The organism is Actinoplanes sp. KI2 (assembly GCF_025630775.1).
Taxonomy (GTDB): Bacteria; Actinomycetota; Actinomycetes; order Mycobacteriales; family Micromonosporaceae; genus Actinoplanes.
The window spans coordinates 115,221-140,572 of the sequence record NZ_JAOSZE010000016.1 but is presented as its reverse complement, the minus strand read 5'-3'; the positions used below and the strand labels follow the sequence as shown (position 1 = coordinate 140,572).

The following is a 25,352-nucleotide window of genomic DNA, read 5'->3' as shown; positions in this document are numbered from 1 at the left end:
TCATGACGAACGCGATCGTCGCCGAGGGGCTGGTCAAGCGCTTCGGCGAAACGACCGCCCTCGGCGGCGTCGATCTTGCCGTACCGGAGGGGACCGTCCTCGGCCTGCTCGGGCCGAACGGGGCCGGCAAGACCACCGCGGTGCGGGTGCTGGCCACGCTGATCCGGCCGGACGCCGGGCACGCCACGGTCGGCGGGTACGACGTGGTGAAGCAGGCACACCAGGTGCGCAGCCTGATCGGCATGACCGGCCAGTACGCCTCGGTCGACGAGACGCTGACCGGGGTGGAGAACCTGGTGCTGATCGGGCGGCTGCTCGGCATACCGCGGAAAGAGGCCCGAGCCCGGGCGCGGGCACTGCTCACCCAGTTCCGCCTCGACGACGCCGCCGACCGGGCGGCCGGCAAATACTCCGGCGGCATGCGGCGCCGCCTCGACCTGGCGGCCGGGCTGGTCGGCCGGCCGCGGCTGCTCTACCTGGACGAGCCGACCACCGGCCTCGACCCGCGCAGCCGCAACGACATGTGGGACATCATCCGGGACCTGGTCGGCGAGGGTGTCACCGTGCTGCTGACCACCCAGTACCTGGACGAGGCCGACCAGCTCGCCGACGAGATCGTGGTGATCGACCAGGGCCAGGTGATCGCCACCGGCACCTCGGACCAGCTCAAGGCCCGCACCGGCGCGCAGACCGTCACCGTGCGGCCGGCCTCGGAGGACGACCGGGACGCGATCGCCGCCATCGTGGGCGGGATCGCCTCGGGGGCGGTCGACCTGCGTGGCCCGGTCATCAGCGCCCCGGTCACCGATCCGGCCGCGCTGACCAGCCTGGTGCGCCGGCTCGACGAGAAAGGCCTGCTGGTCGCCGAGCTGGCGCTGCGCAGCCCGAGCCTCGACGAGGTGTTCCTGACCCTGACCGGCCACACCGCCGGCGCCATGGAAGAGAGCATCGCATGATGACCACCGTCGACGTTGTTCAGCCGCGGGTCAGCCCGGTCGTCGCCGTGCGCAACACGCTGACGCTGGCCTGGCGCACGCTCGTGTCCATCAAGCACAACCCGTTCGAGCTGCTCGACTTCAGCGTCCAGCCGATCATGTTCCTGGTGCTTTTCACGTACGTGTTCGGCGGCGCCATCTCCGGGTCGACGTCCGAGTACCTGGCGTTCGGCCTGCCCGGCATCATCGTGCAGAACATGCTGTTCGCCACCCTGAACACCGGCGTGGGCCTGAACACGGACATCAGCAAGGGCGTGTTCGACCGGCTGCGGTCGCTGCCGATCTCCCGCTGGTCGCCGCTGGCCGGCCGGATCGTGGCCGACGTGGTCAAGCAGGCGTGGGCGATCACGCTGCTGCTGGTCGTGGGCACGATCCTGGGCTTCCGGATCGCCACCGGCCCGGCCGAGGTGCTCATCACGTACGGTCTGCTGCTGGTTTTCGCCTTTGCCGCGTCCTGGATGTCGGTGCTGGTCGCGATGCTGGTCAACGAGCCGGAGAAGGTGCAGATCTTCGGGTTCGTGCTGCTGTTCCCGCTGACCTTCGCGAGCAACGCGTTCGCGCCGACCGAGACCATGCCGGGCTGGCTGCAGGCCTGGGTCAAGGTCAACCCGGTGTCGATCCTCGCCGACGCGGTCCGCGGGCTGCTCGGCGGCGGCCCGGTCGCCACGCCGGTCACCCAGTCACTGATCTGGGCCGCCATCCTGCTCGTGGTCTTCGCCCCGCTCTCGGTCTGGGCCTTCCGCCGCCGCGTCTAGCCCGACCGCCTCGGCCGCGGTGGCCACGGTCAGCCCGGCAGCCCGGCGGTGTGCCGCCTCGAAGCCCGCGTCGCCCAGTGCGGCGCGGGCCTCGCGCTCCACGTCGGCGGCGTCATGCACCGTGCGGTCCGCCGAGCCGCGGATCGCGTCCGCGGCGCCCAGCAGGTAGGCCGCGCGCTCCGGATCGCCCTCGCGCCACACCAGGTCGGCCATCCCGACCAGGCATATCGCCACCACCGGCGCGTCCCGCGAGCCGATCGCGATCCGCATCGCCTCCTCGTGGCACCGCCGGGCCAGCGGCAGATCGCCGGCCGCCGCCTCGATCAGGCCCTGCGTGCTGCGGGTCGTCGCGCTGAACTGCGGGGCGAACGACGGGTTCGACATCATCGCGACCGACCGGCCGATCATCTCGCGAGCCTCGTCCAGGTCGCCGGCCATCCGGGCCAGCGTGGCGTAGCCGTAGTGCACCGAGGCCAGCACCTCGGGCAGGCCGATCTCGACGGCCGTCTGCTGGGCGTGCTTGAGCACCCGGCGCGCCTCGGCGGGCTCGCCGGCCAGCCACAGCTGGTGCGCCATCTTCGCCTCGAGCTGCGGCAGGTCCTCCCGGATGCCGACCTCGCGGATCAGCGCCGCCGCCTCCCGCTGCCAGCGCACCGCCTGCGCGAAGTCCCCGTCGGCCGCGGCCATGTCGCCGAGCGCGCTCAGCGAGAACCCCATCCCCCAACGCTCGCCGATCTCGCGGAACCCGGCCAGCGCCGCCCGCATGTCGGCGGCCGCGGGCTCGCCGCTGTGCCCGAAGTTCAGCCGCAGGTGCGCCACGATCATCCTGGCCGTCGCGCGCAGCCACGCGTCGTCGTCCTCGAACAGCGGCAGGACCGCCCGGAAGCCGGAGTCGAGGTCGGGGTTGTCGAAGATGGCCGCCAGCGGGCGCAACAGCCGCAGCGCCGGATGCTTGGCGTGCGGCCCGGCGCCGTGCGCCTCGGCCTCGAGGAAGTGCTCCTGCACCGCCGTGATCGGCAGCCCGCCCTCGAGCCCGTTGATCGCCGCGAAGGCGTGGGTGAGCGCCAGGTCCTCGGCGTCCGCCTCGCCCGGCATCGCGGCGACCTCGGCGGCCACGGCGGCGCCCTCCATCCGGTGCCCGCGCAGCCACCAGTACCAGCCGATCCGGGCCACGAACGCGGCGGCGGTGGCCTTGTCGCCGGCCTCCATCGCGGCCCGCAGCGAGGCCTGCAGGTTGTCGTGCTCGTCGGTCAGCCGGCGCAGCCAGACCAGCTGCTCGGCGGTGCGCAGCCGGGGTTCCGCCTCGCCGGCCAGCGACAGCAGGTAACGCGCCAGGGTCAGCCGGTGCGACTCGGCCTCGCCGGACTCGGCCAGCCGCTCCAAGCCGTACTCCCGGATCGTCTCCAGCATCCGGTAGCGGCCGTCCGGGCCGAGCACCAGCAGCGACTTGTCGACCAGGGTGCCGAGCAGGTCGAGGTCGGCCGCGCAGACCTGCTCCACGGCCGGCACGTCGGCGCCGCCGTGGAAGACCGCGAACCGCCGCCACAGCCGCCGCTCGTCGTCGTCGAGCAGGTCCCAGCTCCAGTCGACCACCGCGCGCAGCGTCTGATGCCGGGGGAGCGCGGCCCGGCTGCCGCCGGTGAGCAGCCGGAACCGATCGGCGAGGCGATCGGCCAGCACCTCGGCCGGCAGCGTGCGCAGCCGGGCGGCGGCCAGCTCGATCGCCAGGGGCATGCCGTCCAGCGCCCGGCAGATCCGCACCACGGCCTCGACGTTCCGCGCGGTGAGGGCAAATGTCGCGGCGCGATCGAGCAGCAGACGTACGGCGGGAAAGCCGGAAGCGGTGGCAGCGTCCGCACCCACCGGCGGGAGAGCCAGCGGCTCGACCGCGAACAGCCGCTCGCCCGGAATGCCCAGCGGCTCCCGGCTCGTGGTCAGCAGGCGCAACCGCGGCGCGGCCCGCAACAGCACGTCGGCCACCTCGGCGGCCGCGGAGATCAGGTGCTCGCAGTTGTCGAGAATGAGCAGCATCTCCCGGCCGGCCAGCGCCTCGCTGAGCCGGATGAGCGGCGGCACCGAGTCGGCCATGGTCGCCTTCCGGCCGATCAGGGCCTGGCCGCGCAGCCGGAGCGCGCTCAGGATCGCCTGCGGGACCTCGGCCGGGTCGCTGACCGGGGCGAGCTCGACCCGCCAGACCTCGCCCGGCGACCGGTTGCCCACCTCAACAGAGAGCCGGGTCTTGCCGCTGCCGCCCGGCCCGATCAAGGTGACCAGCCGATGGTCGTCGATCAGGGCGCGCACCTGGCGGACGTCGGAGTCGCGGCCGACGAAGCTGCTCATCTCGGCCGGGAGGTTGCCTCGCTGCAGGGGCGCGCGCAGCAGATCGAGGTGGATCGCGGCGAGCTCGGCGCTCGGGTCGACACCCAGCTCGTCGGCGAGGCGGCGGCGCAGATCCTCGAAGATCTCCAAGGCGCGGCCGGGGTTGCCCTGCGAACCGAGGGCCCGCATGAGCAGGCCGGTCAGCTGCTCGTCCAGCGGGTGCGCGGCGACCAGGCCTTCCAGCTCGGGAACGACGTCGCGGTCGCCGAGCTGCGTCGAGAGGTGCCGGCGCAGCGTGGCCAGCCGCAGCTCCTCCAGCCGGACCGCGTCGGCGCGGGCCGCCGCGGGGAACTCGAGATCACCGCGCCAGAGGCCGAGGGCGCCCTGAGGGTCACTCTGGGCCTCCCGAATAAAACGGACGGCGTCCACCCGGTCCGGTTCGATGGCCAGGCGGTAACCGTTCGCCGAGGACTCGACGGTCAGCTCCGGGGCGGCGCGGCGCAGGCGCGAGACGAGGGCCTGCAGCGCGTTCCCGGCCGCCTGCGGCGGCTCGTCACCCCAGACGCCGTCGATCAGACGCTCGGCGGACACGGTGCGGTTGGCGTCGAGGGCGAGCAGAAGCAGGAGGGTACGCAGGCGGGCGCCCGCGACCGGCACGGCACGACCGCCCCCGTCGCGCAGCTCGACCGGCCCGAGCACCGCGATGTCCACGGCTACGATTCTGCCCGGCGTACTCAATCCGCGGTGTTTGCGGTGCGCGCGGGCTTCTGTTCACCGGCGGTGAGCCGCCCACCTGACGCTTGACGTGATCGGGATTTCTGTTGCCGGGGAACTGCACACCCGTACTGTGCCGACTGTGACCAGGTTTTTCTCGGCCGTCGGCCGCAATCGGCGGGTCATCCTGGCGGTTGGCCTGGCCCTGGCCGTCGGGTACGTGACGGCCAACCTCTGGCTGCCCGATCTGGCCCAGCGCGCGTTCCCCACCTTGATCACGCTGGTCCTGTGTCTCCTGGTGCTGGCGACCGTCGCGGCGATGATTCCGCGGCCCTGGGTGTTCCAGGTCCGACCGCAGGTACCCGCGTTCAGCGCGCCGGCCAGTCCGGTCACCGTCCTCGCCACCCTGGCGCTCCTGGTCCTGGCGGCGGGCAATACCGGCGTGGTGCTCCGGGATCTCGGGACGACCGATACGGTCATCGACTGGCTCCGCGCGTTGTTCTCGATACTCGTGACGGTCCCGCCGTACGTCGGCATATGGCGCGGTCTGGGCATCGAGCTGCGTCCCGACGGCCTGCGGGATCGGGAATGGGCAGGCACGATGATCATGCCGTGGGAAGCGCTACCCGTGGTTCCGATCCCCGGGCACCCGAACGAGCATGCCACCCTGCGCGTTCGCTGCGCCCGGCCGGAGCTCGTCCGCCGGCGTGGGCTGGTCACGAGCCGGCGTCAGCTCTTCACCAACAGCATCGATCAGGAGCTGGCGGCGCTGGCCATCCGGTACTACACCACCCACCCCGAGCACCGTTCGGCCATCGGCACCCGAAGCGAATACGATCGGCTCCTGTCCGAGATCTCCGAACCGCCATCGGCGCCTGACCAGGATCTCTAGGCGCTCGTACGGTGGTCGGCCAGCTCCGGCGGGCTCGGTTCGCGGTGTCGGATCGGCCGGCCGAAGACGGCGACTGCGAGCAGCGTGACCCCCTGCAAGGCCCAGAGGGAGGCGTCCGATGCCGTTCCGCGGGGGCGAGGATGTCGACGGACCGGTTGCCGGGTTCTAGGCTTCAGTGAAGATCCGACTAGGAATCGGTCAGTCAATGCCTTCGACAATGCGGAAGTCGCGCTCGACGCCGTCGGAGAGGGCGACCAGCGCCTCGCGGTAGGCAGCACTCTCGTGCGCCGCCACGGCCTGCTCGAAGCTGTCGAACTCGACCAGCACGGTGCGCTCGGCGATTCCGGCGTCATGCGCCACGACCCGACCGCCGCGGACGAGGGTCCGGCCGCCCTCGGCCCTGACGGCCGGACCGGCCAGCTTGTTGTAAGCAGCCAGCTTTTCGGGGTCTGAAATGGTGCGGTAGACGCTGACCCAGTAGCCCTTGGGCATGGAACCTCCAGTGTTGGGATGAGTGCCGCCGACTCACCGGTTGGTCTCGTCAGATGCCTCGACTGACCGCCGGTGATCTCGCCTCGACTGGGTGAACAAGGCAACGAGCAAAAAGAGGCCGGCTAGCCCCGTCCAGATGAAGAAGAACGCCATACGTGCTCTGAGGCTCGGCTTGCGCGAGGCGAACACGGGACGATGCTACCTGCGGTCGAGCATTGGCATTGCGGGTGTCCCAAGTGGGTCTGGGGTTCCCTGGCCGTCGCCGGGCAACGCAGCCACGTCGGCATGGTCCACGCCGGCCGCACCGGCGGTATGGCTGTCCGTCAGGTTCTGGTGTTGTCGGATGGTGGCTGTTGCCGGTGACGGTTGTGGGCGGCCGTGCTACAGATCGGAGCGGCGTCGGCCGGGTGAGGTGGTTGTGGTGATCGATGTGGTGGCAGTGGCGGCTGCGGCGGTGCCGTCGGTGGTGGCGGCGGTGACGGCGTACGGGTCGTCGGTGTTGTCGAAGGCGACCGAGTCGTCGGCTGATGCGACCGTGCGGTTGGGTGGCAGCGTGTTGCGGCGGGTGCTGCGGCGGCGGGAGTCGGCGCCGGCGGTGCAGCAGGCGGTCGATGAGTTGGTGCAGGCACCGGCCGATGGTGAGCGGGTGACGGTGTTGAAGACGGAGCTACGGCGGGCGTTGCAAGCCGATCCGCAGTTGGCGGCCGATGTCGAGGCGATGCTGCGGCAGGCGGGTGTGTCGATCGTGGTGTCTGGTCAACGGGCGGTCGGGGTACACACCAATTACGGCATCGTGCAGACCGGCGATCACGGTCAGGCCGCCCAGCTGCCGAACCCGCCCGATCCGCGGTGAGCGCGCCTGACCCGGTCGCATCCGGGCCGGTGGCGACCGCTGCTGGGGCGCGGTCGGCGGCGTGGGGCAGTAGCTCGGGGATTGTTCAGACCGGGGACCGGGCGCGGGCGGTGCAGTTCACCGGGCCGCCGGTGCCGCTGGGCCCGCCGTCGCAGGTGCCGGTACCGGTGGCCGGGTTGGTCGGGTTGCCGAAGCCCCCGGCGCGTACGTTCGTCGGCCGCGACGAGCAGTTGGCGCAGGTGGGTCGGCTGGTCGCGGCTGGTGCCGGGGTGGTCGCGCAGGCGGTGCACGGGTTGGGCGGGGTGGGTAAGAGCGAGTTGGCGTTGCAGTTCGCGCACGCCCGGCGCGGTCAGTTCACGGTGGTCTGGTGGGTGCTGGCCGACACGCCGGCGGCGATCGAGTCCGGGTTGGCGGAGCTGGCGTTCCGGTTGCATCCGGATGCGCAGGTGGCGGCGACCGACGAGCAGGCGGCGGTCTGGGCGGTGGGGTGGCTGCAGTCGCATCCGGGCTGGCTGCTGGTGTTGGACAACGTCGAGCACCGCGACGACGTGGAACCGTTGCTGGCGGATCTGACCGGTGGGCATGTGCTGATCACGACCCGGCGGGATGTGGGCTGGGAGGACATCACCGACGGTTGTCTGCGGCTGGAGGTGCTGCGCCCGGACGCGGCGGTGGCGCTGCTGCGGCGGCTGTCCGGGCAGGACGATCCCGCGTCAGCGGCGGTACTGGCCGGGGAATTGGGCTGTCTGCCGCTGGCCCTGCAGCAGGCCGGCGCGTACCTGCGGCAGACCCGCACCGCGATGGCCGGCTATCTGCTGCAGTTGCGTCAGGACCCGGCCGGCATGCTGCGGGCGGTCGCGGCCGACACGGACGCCGAACGCGCGGTCGCCCGGGTGTGGTCGGTGACCCTGACCGAGGTCGCCGCGCACAATCGGACCGCGGTGACGGTGTTGAACGTGCTGTCCTGCCTGGCTCCCGATGATCTGCCCCGGGAGGTGCTCAGCCCGCTCGCGGGGTCGGCAGCCGACCTCGATCAGGCCCTGGGCTTGCTCGCCTCCTACAACATGCTCACCCTCACCGACGCCACCGTGACCGTGCACCGGCTGGTCCAGGCCGTCATCCGCGCCCAACTCCAAACCACCGCCGCCGACACAGCAGGTGTCTCGGATACGGCGGGCAGCGGCGCATGGACCACGACACTGCGGACCGCATTGGACGCCCTCAACACTGCCCGCCCCGAGGTCGAGTTCGCGACGTGGCCGCGGTGGGCGGTATTGAGCCCGCACATCAGCGCCTTGGCCGGGTGCTGTGACGATGCGACTGGTGGCAACGACCTGGCCTCCTTGATCGCCGCGAACGCGTATTTCGACTGGGAGCAGGGCCGCTATCAAGCGGCTGTGCAGGCCGAGACCCGGGCGCTGGCGATCAGCGAGCAGGCACTCGGCCCGAACCACTCGGACGTCGCCACGCGACTGCACAACCTGGCGGTCACCTTGCGCGCACTGGGCCGGGCGGGCGAGGCGGAGCCGTTGCAGCGGCGGGCGCTGGCGATCAGCGAGCAGGCACTCGGCCCGGACCACCCGTACGTCGCCGCCCGGCTGGACAACTTGGCGCTCACCCTGGCCGATCTAGGCCGGGCGGGCGAGGCGGAGCCGTTGCAGCGGCGGGCGCTGGCGATCAGCGAGCAGACGCTCGGCCCGGACCACCCGACCGTCGCCACCCGGCTGAACAACCTGGCGATCACCTTGCGCCAGCTGGGCCGGCCGGGCGAGGCGGAGCCGTTGCAGCGGCGGGCGCTGGCGATCAGCGAGCAGACGCTCGGCCCGGACCACCCGTACGTCGCCACCGAGCTGAGCAACCTGGCGGTCAACTTGCGCCAGCTGGGCCGGGCGGCCGAGGCAGAGCCATTGCAGCGGCGGGCGCTGGCGATCAGCGAGCAGGCACTCGACCCGTACCACCCGACCGTCGCCATCGGGCTGAACAACCTGGCGGTCACCTTGCGCGATTTGGGCCGGGCGGCCGAGGCGGAGCCGTTGCAGCGGCGGGCGCTGGCGATCAGCGAGCACGCGCTCGGCCCAGACCACCCGGACGTCGCCGTCCGGCTGGGCAACCTGGCGGCCACCTTGCGCGATTTGGGCCGGGCGGCCGAGGCGGAGCCGTTGCAGCAGCGGGCAGAGGCGATCCGCCAGGCACCATGACGTGTACCCATAACCGCCAAGCTTGTCGAGAACAACGGAGCGTGTCGCAGTGCGCGCTTCGGCATCTTGGCTCACCGCCAGCGGTCTGGACACTCAACACAGCCCGCTACCGCTGCTCCGCCATGGTCAACTCCATCAGCACCCGGCGGAGTGGCGGCGGTTCAGGTGGCTGATGTCCGGCGCCTGGATTTCGCCGGTCGTGGCAACTACACAAACATCTCGAGCAGCGGCTCCAGGACCTCAGTCCGTTGTTCGTCATCGGCGGTGAGTAGGGCGGCCTGCACGCGGTCGCGCAGGCGGTTCCACGTGTCCGCTCCGATGTCCGCGTTAACGCCGGTGAGCAGGCCAAATGCGGACCGGCTGACCTTCCGCGACTTCGTGCCGTCCGCGGGTCGCGCAGCCGTTCGCTGATCGCATCGAACGCCTCTGGGATACCCATGTCGGCCAGCACCAGCGCATCCGCGTGTCTCCGACTTGACCATGGGGTCACAGTACGTGTTCGCTTTCGGGCGAGACGGGCATGTTTACTGAGCGAAGCCAACCCGGTTGTGGCTGGGGCATAGCATCCGGGTAGGCGAGGGAGAGGAACGCAACGGGGAATGGTAGTCAACCAGCTGCAGGAGCGGGACGCTCGTGGCTTCCTGACGAACCTCGAAGATCTTGTCTCTCGTGCACGTCCGGGTGGGCATTCTCCGGTTCCGGACGCCATCGATGGGGTTGACCAGTCCGGGACCGTGTATGCGGTGGTCGACCTGGGCGGCAGCCTCCGTCAGGTGCAGATTGTCGCAGGTTGGTGGGATGCGGTCGGTTCGCATGGTGTCGCGGCGGCCGTTCTGGAGTCGCTGCGCTTTGCTCGTGACAAGGCCGGGCTGGCGCGCATGCTGCTGGACCGGCACCGCATCCCGTACGTGGTGCCGGCACCGGGTTATCAGTCCTTGTTCACTGGGGACCCGCCGCGGGAGCTTCCCGACTACGATGCCCCTGACTTTCCCGACGAGTTGTTGCGCAAAGTGAGTCGGGCGGCGTCCGTGCTGAGCAGCGCCGAGCGGTTGGCGCGGGAACGCGATAGCGGTGAGCCGCGCGAGGTGGCCGGCCCTCGCGGGATGTTCTACGTCCTGCTTCGAGGGCTCTCGGTCGTTGGTGCGCGGGTGAATGAATACGCGTTGCGGCCGGAGGATGGTGACGAGTTGGCAGCTGATGCACGTGACGCGCTGCTGGCCGCCCGCCGGCCGTTCGCGAATGGCTGGGAGGGCTGATGGGCGACTACAACTGGTTCTCCGAGGAGGCTGTGCAGGTCGCGGCCGACGGTTTGCGGGCTGAGGCGAAGAAATGGCACGGCCTGGCCGACCGGATGGCGGGGGTCTCGGCGACCGCCCAGGGGCAAGGCTTACAGGTGACCGCGTTCGCCGTCACCGACGCGCTGACCGGCGCGGTTACCGCCCTTGACCTCAAGGACGGCTACGACAAGATGTACGAGTGGCTCAACAGCCTGTTCACGCAGGCCGTCGGTCAGTTCGATGCGATGGGCGCGGCGCTGAGCAAGAACGCTGAGTGGTACGAGCACGCGGACGCGAACTCGGCCCAGAACTTCGACAAGATCGCGACCGAGTGAGCGGGGTGTCACGGTGACGCAGCCAAGCCCGGGACAGACCGGCACCAACCAGCCGTTCGCCCCCGCAATCATGGGTGCCTTCCAAACCGGGGTGTCGGTACTGGAAAGCGGCATCGAGAGCGTGCGCCGCGAGTGGAACAACCTGATCAACGCGATCAACGGATTCTTCGCCCGCGTGCAGCAGGCCCTCGAGAACGACAGCTGGTGGGGACAGCTCACCGAGTGGTGGACCGACGACATCAGGGACGGCATCGCCCGCATCCGCGAGCTGATCGAGCAGGCGCGGCAGCAGATCGACGGCATCCTGCAGACGCTGGAGAAGGCGGTCAACGGATCGGTCCCCGTGCTGTCGCTGTTCGACGTCGGGCTCGCCTGGGCCACCAAGGTCGACACGCCGCTGTCCGACATCAGTCCCGACCTGTCACCGTCCGGGGCTATCGACAACTGGCGCGGCCCGGCCCACGAGACGTACAAGACACGGGTGCAGGACCAGACCGACGCGGTTGACGCCGTCGTTGGCAAGGTCAAGGCCACCAGCCTCTGGCTCTCCGACGTCGCTAAGGCCAACACCGCGTACATCGTCGAGCTGGCCGACCGGGTCGCCGAACTGACCGGAACGCTGGTCGCGATCGTCACGGACGTCGGCGAGGCCGCCGCCGGTGACCTCCCGGCCGTGCAGGGCGGCGCCCTGCACCTGTCGGAGTTCTTCGGCACGGTCACCACGCAGATGTCGCAGTACTTGACCAACCTGGCCAACCGGCTCGCCGATGTACTGCAGCAAATCACCCAGCTCGCCGCCGAGTACGGCGACCACACCGGCCTACCCCAGGGCAGATGGCCGCAGGCGGTCAACGGATGAGACGAGCCTGGCCTGTCCTGGCCGTGCCGGCGTTCGTTCTCGCCGGCTGCACGAACGTGGACACCTCACCGATCGACAGCGGCATTCCGAACGCCTCGTCCTCGGCGTCCCAGCGACCACTCCCGTCACCAGGCGGCCACTGGAAAGGGTTCGCCTCCCAGTGCCCAAAGCTGACCAGCGCCGCGGCGAAAGACCTCGGCGTGGCAGGTCCAGGTGCCCCCACTGACGAGTACTCGACCAGCGCGGTGGTGACTCAGGCCGACTGCCATTGGGGTTCCAGTGACGGGCACGGCAACGCCGTCGACGCCCGCGTCTCCATCTGGGCCAGCCAGGAAGCCGCCGACGCCCAGTGGCAGACCCTCAGCACCGGCCAGAGCACCCCGCTGGACGTCGGCGACCAGGGCTTCATCGCCGAGGAGCCCGACGCGGTCGTCGTCCGCACGATCTCCGGCAACGCCGTCGCGACCGTTCGCCTGAAACCACCCACCGGCAAGCCCGACACCACGCCGCTGCACCAGGCCGCCTCCGAGATCACCAACGACGTCCTCGACGACCTGGTCGCCCGATGACCGCGCCCCGACCGCCACGCTGGTTCGTCGCCGACGACATCCTCAGCGGCCGGGTCAACCTCGACGGCTACCCGTTCCGCTACATCTACATTTCGATACACCCATCAATCACCACACCGTTCGGCGGCACCGCCTACGCGGCCAAAGTCGACGCCGTCTTCACCGCAGTGGAGTGGCTCGAGACCCGCGGCTGGGAGATCGTCAACTTCGAGCTAAGCGGAAAGGTGGCCTACCTCCGCCGTAGCCAAGCCCCTTAGCCGGAACGTGAGCCCAAGCCAGCATGGTGGGACGTGAGTGTCAAGCATAAGCCGTGACGGGACACGGGCTTGTCGCGCTGTGTCGCTGTGTCGCGCTTTGTCGCGCTGCCGGATCTAAAACGGCGCGACCGCTCAAAGTTTTCTGTACGCATTCAAGGCGGCCCCAAAACGGGCCGCTCACTCCGTCGGCCAGGGCGTCACGGCCGCCCCCTGCAAGGCGGGCGGCCATGCCGACGTCCGTCGGCCGGCGTCCGCGGGCGGACGACCAAGGGCCGCCGAGCCGTCGAGGGGTAAGAGGGCGGGGGCCTTAACGGTGGGGCCTACCGCAGCCAGCCGGCTCACGGCCTTGACGACGCGGTCGAGCTGCCGGCACTACTACCCGACCCTGCTGATCCACGCCGGGGCCAGCGTCAAGACGGTGCAACTCGCTCTTGGCCATTCGACTCCGACGGTGACGGCGGACCAGCTCGGCCTGGGCGTCGTAGCCGGCCTGGGACAGGTCGCTGAACGAGTACGCGCACGAGTGGCCGGATGCGCTCGACCGAACCCGGTCACTGGTCGACGGGGCGCTCGGGCGACGCGAAACGGCGGCCACGTCGGCTGGGAGCCGAGCATGACCGCCGCTTCTCACGTTGTGTCCGAGCTGTGCCCAAGATCGGACCGGCGGGTGTTTCCGCTGGTCAGTGCCTTAGGGGGCCTCAGACGTTGTAGTACATCTCGAACTCGTGGGGGGTCGGGCGGAGGCGGACCGGGTCGATTTCGTTGGCTCGCTTCCAGTCGATCCAGGTGGAGATCAGGTCTTCGGTGAAGACGCCGCCGGCGGTCAGGAACTCGTGGTCGCCCTCGAGGGACTCGAGGACGGCGTCGAGGGAGCCGGGGACCTGCTTGACGCTGCCCCACTCCTCCGGGGGCAGGTCGTAGAGGTCCTTGTCGATCGGGGCCGGGGGCTCGATCTTGTTCTTGATGCCGTCCAGGCCGGCCATCATCTGGGCGGCGAAGGACAGGTACGGGTTGCTCGACGGGTCGGGCACGCGGAACTCGACGCGCTTTGCCTTCGGGTTGCTGCCGGTCACCGGGATGCGGGTGCAGGCGGAGCGGTTGCGCTGCGAGTAGACCAGGTTGACCGGGGCCTCGTAGCCGGGCACCAGGCGGCGGTACGAGTTCACCGTCGGGTTGGTGAAGGCCAGCAGCGAAGGCGCGTGGTGCAGGAGGCCGCCGATGTACCAGCGGGCCGTGTCGGACAGGCCGGCGTAGCCGGTCTCGTCGTAGAACAGCGGCTCGCCGCCCAGCCAAAGGCTCTGGTGGGTGTGCATGCCGGAACCGTTGTCACCGAAGAGCGGCTTCGGCATGAAGGTCGCGGTCTTGCCGTTCTCCCACGCCGTGTTCTTGATGATGTACTTGAACAGCTGCATCTGGTCGCCGGCGTGCAGAAGCGTCGAGAACTTGTAGTTGATCTCGGCCTGGCCGGCGGTGCCGACCTCGTGGTGCGAGCGCTCGACGGTGAAGCCGGCGTCGAGCAGGCGGCGGACCATCGCGTCGCGCAGGTCGGAGTAGTGGTCCAGCGGGGAGACCGGGAAGTATCCACCCTTGTACGCGGTCTTGTAGCCGCGGTTGCCGCCCTCCTCCTCCTTGCCGGAGTTCCAGGCGCCCTCGATCGAGTCGATGTAGTAGAACGCCTGGTTCGCCGCGGTGGAGTGGCGGATCGAGTCGAAGATGTAGAACTCCGCCTCGGCGCCGAAGTACGCGGTGTCGGCGATACCGCTGGAGGCCAGGTAGGTCTCCGCCTTCTTCGCCACGTTCCGCGGGTCACGCGAGTAGGCCTCGCGGGTGAACGGGTCGTGGATGAAGAAGTTCAGCGCCAGCGTCTTCTGCTGCCGGAACGGGTCGATGAAGGCGGTGGTGACGTCCGGCAGCAGCATCATGTCGGACTCGTGGATGGCCTGGAACCCTCGGATGGAAGAACCGTCGAAGGCGAGGCCGTCGGTGATCACACTGTCGTCGAACGACTCGACCGGGGTGTTGAAGTGCTGCATCACACCGGGCAGGTCACAGAAGCGTACGTCGACGAACTTGACGTCCTCGTCCTTGAGGTACCGCAGGAGTTCCTCGGGATTGGCGAACACACGTCCTCCTGGCACATGACTCGATACCGGGGCGGCGTTGGGTCCGCCGCGTGGCTAGGCTGGTCGCGACGCTATGGGTACGGAGTTGCCCCGGCGTATCCCTATTGTTTCCGTCGTGTTACGGAGTGGGTTGGACGGCAGGGATCAAGGCGAGGCTATCGCGGCCACGGCCGCCCGCGTGCCCGGTCGCCGAAACCTGCCCGGCTACCCTGACACCATGGCCACCACCAGCAACCCGAAGCCGCCCGCCGCCGACCTCGGTGAGACCGAGATCGCGTCGTTCGGGCGGCGGCTGCTGGCGTTGCTGGTCGACTGGCTCGCGGCCACGCTGGTCGCCAGCTTCCTGGTGGACAGCCTGGCGCGGAACCCGTGGCCGCAACTGGCCGTGTTCGTGCTGGCCCACGCGTTCTTCGTCGGCCTCTTCGGACAGACGCTGGGCATGGCGCTGGTCCGGATCCGGTGCGTGTCGATCGCGGACGGCGGGGCGGTCGGCATTCCGCGAGCGTTGCTGCGGGCGGCGCTGCTGGCGCTGCTCATCCCGGCGATGATCTCCGATGGGGACGGTCGTGGAGTGCACGACCGGGTCGCCGGCTCGGTGATGATTCAGGGCCGCCGGAAGCAGTGACGGGGCGAGGCGGGGACGGCCGCTGATCCGCGTGGGGCGAGGCTCGCCGCGTACGAAATCGGCGGTTTTCGGGTTTTCTAGCGCTGGCGCTGCTGGCGGAACGCGCCGCGGGCCGGCCGCATGTTCTTCGGGATCGCGCCCTTGGGCATCTGCGGGCGGGCCATCAGGGCGCCGAGGCGCTTGTCGAGGGCGTTGACGTCCTTGCCGGTCAGGTTTTTCGGCAGGCGCATCAGCGTGGTGCGCAGCTTACGGATGTTGAGCTGGCCCTCCTCGCTGCCGATGATCCAGTCGTAGATCGGTGCGTTGCCGATCACCTTGGACAGGCGCCGCTTTTCCTGGCCGAGCAGGCCGCGGACGCGCTGGGGGTGGCCCTCGCCGAGCAGGATCACGCCGGGCCGGCCGATCACCACGTGCACCATGTCGAAGCTGGTGGTGGAGCTCGCGGCGGGGCGCACGCGCCAGTCGCCGCGCATGTTTTCGATCAAGGACGCGGCGGCGCCGGGCTGGCCCTCGGCCGCGTTCATCATCGCGGCGTTGGACCGCAGGTTGAGCACGATCACGGCGGCCAGCAGGGTGACCATGATGCCGACCGGGATCCAGATGTAGCCGCCGGTCAGGAGAACGACGAGCACGGTCACAGCGACCGGGATCGCGACCGCCGCGACGAGCAGCGGAACGAACCACTTGTCCTGCTTTGCCGTGAAGGAGAACACCTGACCGATCTGCTTCAGGCGCTCGCCGAACGACACCTTCTCCTGCGGGTTTGCCATACCCGGAAGTGTAGTAGTGCTGCGGTGCCTTACGCGGCCCGGGCACCTGCCGAAGGCCCGGGTAAGGAGGGTACGGGCGCGGAAATGAGGAGGCTGCCTCATGTGGCGGGGGTGCCTTCCGGCGAAGAGTCGATGACATCAGCGAAAGAAGTCGTCGAAAGGCACCGAGATGTTCTCCAACGTCTACCCGGACACCGCGCTCGAGCTGCACCGCCAGAAGGTGGCCCAGATGATCCGCGAGGCCGCCGACTACAGGCTGGCCAGCGGCGCCTCCGCCGGCCGCAGCCGCCGGTTCGGCCGGTGGCGCCGCAGGCCGGAGCGGGGCCGCGGTGGCCACGTGACCGCCGCGGCCTGAGCGCCGCCATGACCGCGGAAAAAGTCGAGCGATTCTTGTCGTACCCCCATGGCATGCTCGACCTCATGACGGCGCATGCGCACAGCGAGGTCCTGGTCGGCCGCGAGGCCGATCTGACCGCGCTGCGCGACGCGCTGAAACGAGCCCGTTCGGCCGAGCCGGCCACCGTCCTGGTGGGCGGCGAGGCGGGGGTCGGCAAGACCCGGCTGATCGAGGAGTTCCGCCGCGGTCTGGCCGGCGAGCCGGTGCGGGTGCTCACCGGCCAGTGCCTGGAGCTCGGCGAGGAGGGTCTGCCCTTCGCGCCGTTCGCCTCGGCCCTGCGCGACCTCGTACGCGCCGAGGGCACCGCGATCCTGGACGGGCGTGAGCGGGAGTTCGCCCGCCTGTTGCCCGAGCTCGGGCCGCCGCCCGAGCCCGGCGACGCGCGGCGCGGCCTGCTGTTCGAGTCGGTCGGCGCTCTGCTCGAGCGAGTCGGGGGCGAGCAGCCCGTCGTCCTGATCATCGAAGACCTGCACTGGGCCGATCGGTCCACCCGCGACCTGATCGGGTTCCTGGTGCGCGCCGCCCGGGTGCCGCAGCTGCTGCTCATCGGCACGTATCGCACCGACGAGCTGCACCGCGGGCATCCGCTGCGGCCGTTCCTGGCCGAGCTCGATCGGGTCCGTGGCGTGCAGCGCCACGAGCTCGACCGGCTCGACCGGGAGGGCACCGCCGAGCTGCTCACCCAGCTCCTCGGCGTCGAGCCGCACGCCACCACCGTCGACGCGGTCAACGAGCGTGCCCAGGGCAACCCGTTCTTCATCGAGCAGTTCGCGGCCGCCGCCGACCCGGCCTGTAGCGACATTCCGACCAGCCTGCGCGACCTGCTGCTGTCCCGGGTCGACCTGCTGCCCGAGCCGGCCCAGCGGGTGCTGCGGGTGGCCGCGGTCGGCGGCACCCGGTTCGGCCACGAGCTGCTGTTCCGGGTCGCCGGGATGGACGAGGGCGCCCTCGAGTCGGCGCTGCGGGCGATCGTGGCGGCCCAGCTGATCATTTTCGATCCCGACGGCGGCTACGAGTTCCGGCATGCGTTGGTGCGCGAGGTGGTGCACGACGACCTGCTGCCCGGCGAGCACGCCCGGCTGCACGCGCGCTATGCCGTGGCGGTCGAGGAGGATCCGTCGCTGGTCTCCGCCGGGCGGGCGCCGGCTGAGATCGCCCACCACTGGTATGCCGCGCGCGACCACGCCCGGGCGCTGGTCGCGGCGAAACGGGCCGCCGACACGGCCGGCCGGAGCTTCGCGTACGGCGAGCAGGGCAAGCTGCTCGACCGCGTGCTCGAGCTGTGGGAGGACGTGCCCGACGCCGAGACGCTGCTCGGGATCGGCCATCTCGACCTGCTGGAGGTGGCGGCGATGGTCGCCGTCGACTCCGGCGACCACATGCGTGCGCTCACCCTGACCCGGGCCGCACTGCGCGACCTGGATGCCGAGGCCGAGCCGCTGCGCGCCGCCCGGCTGCTGCTGCGCCGGGCCAAACTGCTGCGCAACGCCGGCAAGAGCGACGGTTCGGCCGAGTGCCTGGAGGCGCACCGCCTGCTCGGCCTCGCGCCGCAGGGGCCCGACCGGGCGCGGCTGCTGGCCGATCTGGCCCACATCTACGCGAGCATCGACGGCGAGCGGGCCACGGCGTTCGCCCGGGAGGCCCGGGAGGCCGCCGCCGACGAGGGTGACCTGGCCACCCTGGTCGCCGCCGAGGTGGTCTTCGGTGAGGTCTGCGCGGGGCTGATGCCGCCGGAGGAAGCCCTCCCGACCATGTACGCGGCGGCCGAACGAGCCCGCGCCGCCGGCGACCTGTCCAGCCTGTCGCACTCGCTGGTCAACATCTCCGACGCGCTGTACGAGATCGGGCGGTACGAGGAGTCCGCGGCCACCGCCGCCGAGGGGGTGCCGGACGCCGACCGGGTCGGGGTCAGCCGGACCACCGGGGTGTTCCTGCTGGCCAACCACGCCGAGGCGCTGCTCGCCCTGGGCCGGTGGGACGAGGCAGACGCCCGGCTGGCCGAGGCGGCCCGGTACGACCCGCCCGGGCGGCTGGCGCTTCCGTGGCTGCGGCTTCGGGCCTGGCTGCGGCTGGCCCGCGGGATGGACGGGGCCGCGGCACTGGGCAACCAGGCCGTGCTGTGGCTCGGCAAGCCGTATCTCCAGCCGGAGAACCGGCTCTACCTGCTCGATCTGAAGATGCTGCTGGCGCTGGACGCGAGCGACCCGATCGCGGCGGCCGAGGTGGCGCGCAAGGCGATCCACGAGTCGTTCGTCTTCGAGCGCCCCCGGTATTCGTGGCCGCTGCTGGCCACGGCGGCGCGGGCGGCCGTCGCCGCGCCGGGTGCGGAAGACCTCGCGGCGGCGGTCGGCGACGTCGCCGGCCGGCTGACCCGGCAGGAGCCCGCGGAACGGGCGTATGCGGCGCAGGTGGGGGCGACGCTGCACGGCGGTGAGGAGCGGTGGCGGGCCGCGGTCGACGCCTGGCGGGCCGACGGCCGGCGGTACGAGCTGGCGGTGGCGCTGCTCGGGCTCGCCGAGGCGCAGGCGGCGTCGCGCGGGGTGGCGGCCGAGACGCTGAGCGAGGTCGCCATGATCGCGGACGAGCTGGGGGCCGGGCCGCTGCTGGAGGCCTCGGAGACGCTGGCGCGGCGGCTGGGGTTGCGGACTCCGGGGACGGCCGTGGCCGCGGAGGGACCGGAGGTCTTGACGGCGCGGGAGCGGGAGGTGCTGCGGTTGGTGGCCGAGGGGTACAGCAACGGCCGGATCGCCGCCAGCCTGTACATCTCGTCGAAGACGGCCAGCGTGCACGTCTCGCGGATCATCGCGAAGCTCGAGGTGGCCAATCGGATGGAGGCGGCGGCGGTCGCGCACCGACTGGGACTGCTGGGGAACTGAGGCCGGCCTGGTGAGGGCTGAGGCTGGCCTGGCGGGGGCTGGTCGGCCGGTGAGGCTGAGGCCGGTTACGCGTGGCTGCGATTCTGGCGGACCAGGTAGGCGATGGCCGCGATGCCGGCGCCGACCATCAGGACACCCAGGGCGATCAGGAGGACGCTGCCGAGGCCCATGCCGGTCCGGGCGGTGATCGCCTTCGCCGCCTTGTCGGCGAACGTCGGGTAGGCGGCGGGTGCGTCAAAGACGGGTTCGGTGGTGAGCGGCGCGGTGGTGGCGGGGGCCGCGGAGGCCGATGGCGAGGCCGTGGGCGCGGCCGTCGCGGGCTGGGCCACCGGCATGGCCGGGGCCTGCGGGGGAGCGGCGGCGCAGCCGGTGGCGGGCGACCGCCACGTCGCCACGTGGGTGGTGAAGCTGCTGTCCCGGACGGTCAGCGTGGCGCCCGCGGCGGCGTTGACCGTGGTGGAGCCGCCGGGGGAGAGGCGGATGCGGCGGCCCCCGGTGAGGAAGACGGCCGAAGTGTTGGCGCCGGCGCCGTTGGCCAGGGTCGCGACGAAGGTCCCGTCGCAGGCGTACGTGTAGGCGACCGTGGGCGTCATGGTGCACGCGGCGGCGCCCCCGGCATACCAGGAGAGCGGGCCCGTCGATCGGCCGGCGGCGCTGCCCAGCTTGGCGCTGCCGTAGGGGGCGCCGGTGCTGGTCAGCTCGGTCTGGACGGCGGTGCCGAAGAAGGCGACCACCTGGGTGAGGCAGCCGGGGACGGCGACTTTGAGCGTCAGGCTGCGGTTGCCGCCGGTGAGCCTGCCGGTCGCCGTGTCGTAGACGAACTGGCCGGCGGCGGTGCCGGGGGTGCCGGCGGCGGTGTACGAGGCCAGAGCGACTGTTTGGGACTCGCCGGCGCAGAGCGGGCGGGTGGCGGTGATCGTGACCGTGCCGGCCGGGCCGTTGAAAGAGTGGCGGTAGGAGGCGCTCTCGGCGGACACGCAGGTGGTGGCCGCGGCCGCGGCGACGGCGCTGGTGGCAGCCCTGGTGGCGGTGGCGGCCGTGGTGGTGGTGGCGGCCGTGGTGGTGGTGGCGGCCGTGGTGGTGGCGGCCGTGGTGGCGGTGGCGGCCGTGGTGGCGGTGGCGGCCGGGGAGGCGGTGGCCGCCGCGGAGGGGGCCAGGACGAGGGAGGTCGCCATGACGGCGAGGATCAGCAACAAACGGCGCATGATGTGGTCCCCACATGGTTCGGGTGGGGGCGGTCTCACCACTGACTCGCCTGGCCGTGGAACGGTGACCGGATCGAGCTCGGCCAGGGTCTGCGTCTCCCCGCCGGGGCTGGTTTGTCCCGGCTGATCGAGGTTAGGCCCGGTTGGTGGGCATCGCCAAGACCGTGATCGACTTGCCCAAAACGCGCATGCCCGAAATGTCATACCGAGGGTGAGTATCGAGCCATAGCCCCGGCCGGCGGTGGTAAGGATCACGCCCGGACATGGCAATGCCCCGGCGTGGGCCGGGGCATCGGGCGAACAGGAGCGGAACGATCAACCGCGGGCTTCGAGGGCCTGACGGTAGAGGCGCCCGGCCCGGTACGACGACCGGACCAGCGGCCCGCTCATCACCCCGGCAAAGCCGATCTGCTCGGCCTCCTCGCGCAGCTCGACGAACTCCTCCGGCTTCACCCACCGCTCCACCGGGTGGTGCCGCGGCGTCGGCCGCAGGTACTGCGTGATCGTTATCAGCTCGCAGCCGGCACCGTGCAGGTCGCGCAGCGCCTGGGAGATCTCGGCCCGCTCCTCGCCCATGCCCAGGATCAGGTTGCTCTTGGTGACCAGGCCGGCCGCCCGGGCCTGGGTGATGACGCCGAGGGAGCGCTCGTAGCGGAAGCCCGGCCGGATGCGCTTGAAGATCCGCGGGACCGTCTCGACGTTGTGCGCCAGCACCTCGGGCGCGCTTCCGAACACCTCAGCGAGCTGCGAAGGGTCGGCGTTGAAGTCGGGGATCAGCAGCTCGACGCCGCAGCCGGGCTGGAGGCGGTGGATCTGGCGGACGGTCTCCGCGTACAGCCAGGCGCCGCCGTCGGGCAGGTCGTCGCGGGCCACGCCGGTGACCGTCGCGTAGCGGAGGCCCATCGTGGCCACCGACTCGCCGACCCGGCGGGGCTCGTCGGCGTCGAACTCGGCCGGCTTACCCGTGTCGATCTGGCAGAAGTCGCACCGGCGGGTGCACTGGTCACCGCCGATCAGGAAGGTCGCCTCGCGATCTTCCCAGCACTCGTAGATGTTCGGGCAGCCCGCCTCCTGGCAGACCGTGTGCAGGCCTTCCTTCTGCACCAGGCCGCGCATCTGGGTGTACTCGGGCCCCATCTTGGCCTTGACCTTGATCCACGGAGGCTTCCGCTCGATGGGAGTTTCGGCGTTGCGCGCTTCGATGCGCAGCATGCGGCGGCCCTCGGGAGCAATAGTCACAGCCCCAAAATACGCCTGAATAGGTTCCTGCCTAGACAGGGGCGACGAGGCTCACGTGGGCGACGATGTGACCGCCGTCACTCACGCCGTGATAATTCGGTTTCCCCGTTGGTCCCCTGCTGTTAACGTCCGACAGATCGAATAGGAACGGCGTCGAGGGAACCAAGTAGCACCCCGCCCTACCGGCCGAGAGAGCCGCCGTAGCTGTGATGGCGGCCCGGACAGCCGGGTGCGAAGACAGTCCTGAGCCGAGCACGACAAGAGGCGCCGGTTTCGACCGGCGTGAAGGTGTGGTGGCACCGCGAGGTTCCCGCTCGCCCACACCTCCCTGGGGCCGCGTTGCAGACACCAGAGGAGGTTCCCGCCATGCAACGCATCCTCTCCACCCAGCTGGCGGAGCACGCGCACGAGACCGTGACCATCGCCGGCTGGATCCATCGCCGCCGCCTGCTGAAGTCGGTGGCCTTCCTGATCGTCCGGGACGCCGAGGGCCTCAGCCAGGTCGTCGTCGAGGCACCCGAGACCCGGGCTCAGCTCGAGGCGCTCACCGAGGAGAGCGTGGTCGAGGTCACCGCCACCGTGACGCCCAGCGAGCAGGCGCCGGGCGGGATCGAGCTCACCGGGCCGCGGATCCACGTGCTGTCGCGAGTGGACGTACCGCTGCCGTTCGAGCTGCATCGACCCGCGCTGAGCGCGAGTCTGCCCACCCAGCTCGACCATGCCGCGCTGGCGCTGCGGCATCCGCGGCGCCGGCTGGCGTTGCAGGTCGCGGCCGCGGCTGCCGCCGGATTCCGTACGGCGCTGACCGCCCAGCGCTTCGTCGAGATCCACACACCGAAGATCGTGGGATCGTCCACCGAGTCCGGCGCCGACGTCTTCGCGATCGACTACTTCGGACGGCCCGGCTACCTGGCGCAGTCGCCGCAGTTCTACAAGCAGTTGATGGTCGGCGTCTTCGAGCGGGTCTTCGAGGTCGGCCCCGTGTTCCGCGCCGAGCCCAGCGACACCGCCCGCCACCTGGCCCAGTACACATCCCTGGACGCCGAGATGGGCTTCGTCGCGGACCACCGCGACGTGATGGCGACTCTGACCAGCACGCTGCGCGTGATGATGGCGACGATCGCGGAGAGTGTCGGCGTGGAGACGCCGAAGGTGCCGTCCGAGATTCCGGCGGTGCCGTTCGCCGAGGCGCTGCGGATCGCCGGCGCTCCGGCCGGTGAGGGCGACATGACCCCGGCCTACGAGCGGGCGCTGGGCGAGTGGGCACGGCGCGAGCACGACTCCGCCTTCGTGTACGTGACCGGCTACCCGATGCGCAAGCGCCCGTTCTACACGCATCCGGACCCGGCCGACCCGGCGTACTCGAACGGTTTCGACCTGCTCTTCGGCGGTCTCGAGATCGTGACCGGCGGGCAGCGGCTGCACCGCTACGAGGACTACGTGACGGCGCTGACCGCCGCGGGCGAGCCACTCGAGCCGTACGCGGGCTATCTCGACGGTTTCCGCTACGGGATGCCGCCGCACGGCGGCTGGGCGATCGGCCTGGAACGCCTGGTGACAAGGTTGCTGGGGCTGGCTAACGTGCGCGAGGTGACCGCCTTCCCCCGGGACCTGCACCGGATCGCGCCCTAGCGTGCTGATCGACCTCGACGTGCTGCCGCGAGCAGCGCCGGCCCCTCCCCGACGACGGCGGATGCGGCCGGCGCTGCTCGCGGCCGTGCTGCTGCTGACCCTGTTGGTGCAGGGGGCGGCGCGGCCGGCCCGGCTCGGCGAGCTGACGGCGGTGACCAACACCGGTGACGCGGGGTTCACCCTGCTCACCGCCGACGCCATCTACCTGGCCCGGGAGGACGGCCGGGTATCGGCTATCCCGCTCGTGCCCGGCGGCCCGAGTTGGTCGGTACGGGTGGACGGCGTGTCGCCGCTCACTCTCTCGCTGGCGGACGGCACGCTCGTGGTCCGACCGACGACGTCCTTCCTGGACGCCCGCACCGGCCGGGAGCGGTGGCGAACCCAGGGACCGAGCTACGTCCGTGTTCTCGGCGACCGGGTGGCGTACGCCGACTTGTCCGGAACGCTCCGGATGGCCGACGTCGCCACCGGCCGCGTGCTCTGGCAGCGGGCCACGTCGGCGTGGACGTTCGACGGCGACGTCGAGAACCGCTACGTGATCGGCATCGACGGCGAAGGGCGGGCCGTGGTCTACTCGGCGGTCGACGGCTCGGTGATCTCCGGCGAGAAGGACCTGGCCGTCGACACGTCCGGGCCGGATACGGTCGGGGTGGCCCCCACGGAGATCATCGGCGACACGATCTACATGTACGGGCAGACGTCCCTGGCCGCATACCGCCTGCGCGACCTCGCGCCGCTCTGGCGCATCCCGATCACGCCGGACCAGGTCGGGCCGTGCGGGAACCTGATCTGCGTCACCGCCGAGCGGGGCGCCTGGGGGCTCGATCCGGCCACCGGCGCGGTGCGCTGGCACAGCCCGCGGTGGCGTGTGATCGACCCGGACGGGCTGGCGGTGGCCCGCGATCAGCGGGTGGCCCGGATCGATCCGGCGACCGGCCGGGTCGTGCGGGAACTGGGCCACGGCTCGCTGGCCGGTGACCTGCTGCTGCGGTACGACCGCGACCACACGTTCGTGACTCGGTCGGCCGACGGCCGGGTGCTCGGCGGGCTGCCGGTGTTCGCGCCGTCCGGCTGCAACGCGGCCGGGCGCTTCCTGGCCTGCCCGGCGAGTGGCAGGTCGTTGACGGTCTGGCGGATCAGCTGAGGGCCGACCGTCCGGCGATTAGGTGAGGACCGCGATGGTGACCGCGGCGACGATCGCCAGCGGGATGATCGTGGTGCAGATCAGGATGGCCCAGGCGATGGGGTGGCCGAAGTTCAGCGCCAGCCCACCGCCCTCCTTGGGCACGAAGATCCGGCGGTCCCGCGGATCCCGGTAGAGAGCCATGGTGTGCGACTCAGCCGAACAGCGTCGGCAGGTGCCGCTCGACGACCGGCAGCACCTCGGCAACCGGGACCGGCCGGCCGAGCTCGGCGCTGAGCGACGTCACCCCGGCATCCCGGATCCCGCAGGGCACGAAGCGGTCGTACGCCGACAGGTCGCAGTCGCAGTTGAGCGCGAAGCCGTGCTGGGTGACCCCGCGGGCGACCCGGATGCCGATCGCGGCGATCTTGCGGTCCGGCCCGCGGTCGTCGGCGCGCACCCAGGCGCCGCTGCGACCCTCGACCCGGTCGGCGGCGACACCGAGCTCGGCGCACACGTCGATCAGCAGTTGCTCGGTGCGGCGCACGTAGGCGACCACGTCGACCGGGTCGGGCAGGCGGAGGATCGGGTAGCCGACCAGCTGTCCGGGACCGTGCCAGGTGATCTTGCCGCCGCGGTCGACGTCGACCACCGGGGTGCCGTCGATCGGGCGGTCGGCGGGCTCGGTGCGCTTGCCGGCGGTGAAGACGCTGGGGTGCTCCAGCAGCAGGATGGTGTCGGGCTGGTCGCCCGCCACCACGGCGTCGTGCAGGCGGCGCTGCTCGGCCCAGGCCTCACGGTAGTCGACCAGGCCGGGACGCAGCACGGTGAGCGTGGAGGATGTCAC

The 25,352-nt window shown here is 71.0% G+C and carries 23 protein-coding genes; 15 read left to right on the top strand and 8 right to left on the bottom strand.

Annotation, left to right across the window (positions count from 1 at the left end):
- The first annotated feature begins 2 nt into the window (after positions 1 to 2).
- A complete protein-coding gene (locus tag ODJ79_RS18695) occupies positions 3 to 956 on the top strand; it encodes an ATP-binding cassette domain-containing protein (protein WP_263024763.1) in 954 nt (317 codons plus the stop codon).
- Positions 956 to 1,750, top strand: coding sequence for an ABC transporter permease (locus tag ODJ79_RS18690; protein ID WP_263024762.1), 795 nt, complete (start codon positions 956 to 958; stop codon positions 1,748 to 1,750). The genes ODJ79_RS18695 and ODJ79_RS18690 overlap by 1 nt, the downstream gene beginning before the upstream one ends.
- Here the strand turns inward: ODJ79_RS18690 and ODJ79_RS18685 are convergent.
- Positions 1,676 to 4,780 (bottom strand): BTAD domain-containing putative transcriptional regulator, encoded by a 3,105-nt coding sequence (locus tag ODJ79_RS18685; protein ID WP_263024761.1) that lies wholly within the window; start codon positions 4,778 to 4,780, stop codon positions 1,676 to 1,678. The two genes, ODJ79_RS18690 and ODJ79_RS18685, sit on opposite strands and share 75 nt — an antisense overlap.
- A gap of 145 nt (positions 4,781 to 4,925) precedes the next feature.
- Between ODJ79_RS18685 and ODJ79_RS18680 the strand changes: the two genes are divergently transcribed.
- Positions 4,926 to 5,675: a hypothetical protein gene (locus ODJ79_RS18680; protein ID WP_263024760.1), complete on the top strand. Its 750-nt coding sequence runs from the start codon at positions 4,926 to 4,928 to the stop codon at positions 5,673 to 5,675.
- 198 nt (positions 5,676 to 5,873) lie between these two features.
- On the opposite strand, the gene ODJ79_RS18675 is transcribed toward ODJ79_RS18680, so the two are convergent.
- Complete coding sequence (locus ODJ79_RS18675) at positions 5,874 to 6,167, bottom strand: DUF1330 domain-containing protein (RefSeq protein WP_263024759.1); 294 nt, start codon at positions 6,165 to 6,167, stop codon at positions 5,874 to 5,876.
- A 418-nt stretch (positions 6,168 to 6,585) separates the two neighbouring features.
- Here ODJ79_RS18675 and ODJ79_RS18670 point away from each other — a divergent pair, with 418 nt between their 5' ends.
- The 7 genes from ODJ79_RS18670 to ODJ79_RS18640 all read left to right on the top strand — a co-directional run bounded on the left by ODJ79_RS18670 (position 6,586) and on the right by ODJ79_RS18640 (position 12,515).
- Entirely contained in the window at positions 6,586 to 7,020 is a 435-nt protein-coding gene (locus ODJ79_RS18670; RefSeq protein ID WP_263024758.1) for a hypothetical protein, read from the top strand.
- Positions 7,021 to 7,049: 29 nt separating this feature from the next.
- On the top strand, positions 7,050 to 9,218 hold the full coding sequence (locus tag ODJ79_RS18665; protein ID WP_263024757.1) for a tetratricopeptide repeat protein: 2,169 nt from the start codon (positions 7,050 to 7,052) through the stop codon (positions 9,216 to 9,218).
- Positions 9,219 to 9,817: 599 nt separating this feature from the next.
- Positions 9,818 to 10,474: a hypothetical protein gene (locus tag ODJ79_RS18660; protein ID WP_263024756.1), complete on the top strand. Its 657-nt coding sequence runs from the start codon at positions 9,818 to 9,820 to the stop codon at positions 10,472 to 10,474.
- Entirely contained in the window at positions 10,474 to 10,830 is a 357-nt protein-coding gene (locus ODJ79_RS18655) for a hypothetical protein (RefSeq protein ID WP_263024755.1), read from the top strand. Before ODJ79_RS18660 ends, ODJ79_RS18655 begins: the two co-directional genes overlap by 1 nt.
- A 13-nt stretch (positions 10,831 to 10,843) precedes the next feature.
- Positions 10,844 to 11,689, top strand: a complete 846-nt coding sequence (locus tag ODJ79_RS18650; RefSeq protein WP_263024754.1) for a hypothetical protein — start codon at positions 10,844 to 10,846, stop codon at positions 11,687 to 11,689.
- A complete protein-coding gene (locus tag ODJ79_RS18645; RefSeq protein WP_263024753.1) occupies positions 11,686 to 12,258 on the top strand; it encodes a hypothetical protein in 573 nt (190 codons plus the stop codon). The genes ODJ79_RS18650 and ODJ79_RS18645 overlap by 4 nt, the downstream gene beginning before the upstream one ends.
- Positions 12,255 to 12,515, top strand: coding sequence for a hypothetical protein (locus ODJ79_RS18640; protein ID WP_263024752.1), 261 nt, complete (start codon positions 12,255 to 12,257; stop codon positions 12,513 to 12,515). Before ODJ79_RS18645 ends, ODJ79_RS18640 begins: the two co-directional genes overlap by 4 nt.
- Positions 12,516 to 13,213: 698 nt before the next feature.
- Here the strand turns inward: ODJ79_RS18640 and glnA are convergent.
- The gene (gene glnA / locus ODJ79_RS18635; RefSeq protein ID WP_263024751.1) at positions 13,214 to 14,638 is read right to left on the bottom strand and encodes a type I glutamate--ammonia ligase; all 1,425 of its coding nucleotides are present in this window, start codon (positions 14,636 to 14,638) and stop codon (positions 13,214 to 13,216) included.
- Between the two features lie 217 nt (positions 14,639 to 14,855).
- Between glnA and ODJ79_RS18630 the strand changes: the two genes are divergently transcribed.
- Positions 14,856 to 15,263, top strand: coding sequence for an RDD family protein (locus ODJ79_RS18630; RefSeq protein WP_263024750.1), 408 nt, complete (start codon positions 14,856 to 14,858; stop codon positions 15,261 to 15,263).
- Between the two features lie 77 nt (positions 15,264 to 15,340).
- Here the strand turns inward: ODJ79_RS18630 and ODJ79_RS18625 are convergent, their stop codons facing one another.
- Positions 15,341 to 16,033, bottom strand: a complete 693-nt coding sequence (locus tag ODJ79_RS18625; RefSeq protein ID WP_263024749.1) for a DUF4191 domain-containing protein — start codon at positions 16,031 to 16,033, stop codon at positions 15,341 to 15,343.
- A gap of 169 nt (positions 16,034 to 16,202) precedes the next feature.
- Here ODJ79_RS18625 and ODJ79_RS18620 point away from each other — a divergent pair, with 169 nt between their 5' ends.
- A complete protein-coding gene (locus ODJ79_RS18620; protein ID WP_263024748.1) occupies positions 16,203 to 16,388 on the top strand; it encodes a hypothetical protein in 186 nt (61 codons plus the stop codon).
- Between the two features lie 65 nt (positions 16,389 to 16,453).
- Positions 16,454 to 19,306 carry a helix-turn-helix transcriptional regulator gene (locus ODJ79_RS18615; RefSeq protein ID WP_263024747.1) on the top strand — a complete coding sequence of 951 codons (2,853 nt, stop codon included), beginning with the start codon at positions 16,454 to 16,456 and terminating at the stop codon, positions 19,304 to 19,306.
- Positions 19,307 to 19,371: 65 nt separating this feature from the next.
- On the opposite strand, the gene ODJ79_RS18610 is transcribed toward ODJ79_RS18615, so the two are convergent.
- Positions 19,372 to 20,511, bottom strand: a complete 1,140-nt coding sequence (locus ODJ79_RS18610; protein WP_263024746.1) for a hypothetical protein — start codon at positions 20,509 to 20,511, stop codon at positions 19,372 to 19,374.
- Between the two features lie 315 nt (positions 20,512 to 20,826).
- Positions 20,827 to 21,723: a lipoyl synthase gene (gene lipA, locus ODJ79_RS18605; RefSeq protein WP_263024823.1), complete on the bottom strand. Its 897-nt coding sequence runs from the start codon at positions 21,721 to 21,723 to the stop codon at positions 20,827 to 20,829.
- Positions 21,724 to 22,116: 393 nt separating this feature from the next.
- Between lipA and aspS the strand changes: the two genes are divergently transcribed.
- Positions 22,117 to 23,382, top strand: a complete 1,266-nt coding sequence (gene aspS, locus ODJ79_RS18600) for an aspartate--tRNA(Asn) ligase (RefSeq protein ID WP_263024745.1) — start codon at positions 22,117 to 22,119, stop codon at positions 23,380 to 23,382.
- A 61-nt stretch (positions 23,383 to 23,443) separates the two neighbouring features.
- Positions 23,444 to 24,526 carry a PQQ-binding-like beta-propeller repeat protein gene (locus tag ODJ79_RS18595; protein ID WP_263024744.1) on the top strand — a complete coding sequence of 361 codons (1,083 nt, stop codon included), beginning with the start codon at positions 23,444 to 23,446 and terminating at the stop codon, positions 24,524 to 24,526.
- An 18-nt stretch (positions 24,527 to 24,544) separates the two neighbouring features.
- On the opposite strand, the gene ODJ79_RS18590 is transcribed toward ODJ79_RS18595, so the two are convergent.
- Together ODJ79_RS18590 and lipB are read right to left on the bottom strand one after the other, a co-directional pair.
- The gene (locus ODJ79_RS18590; protein WP_263024743.1) at positions 24,545 to 24,709 is read right to left on the bottom strand and encodes a peptide ABC transporter substrate-binding protein; all 165 of its coding nucleotides are present in this window, start codon (positions 24,707 to 24,709) and stop codon (positions 24,545 to 24,547) included.
- A 10-nt stretch (positions 24,710 to 24,719) separates the two neighbouring features.
- Positions 24,720 to 25,352, bottom strand: coding sequence for a lipoyl(octanoyl) transferase LipB (gene lipB, locus ODJ79_RS18585; RefSeq protein ID WP_263024742.1), 633 nt, complete (start codon positions 25,350 to 25,352; stop codon positions 24,720 to 24,722).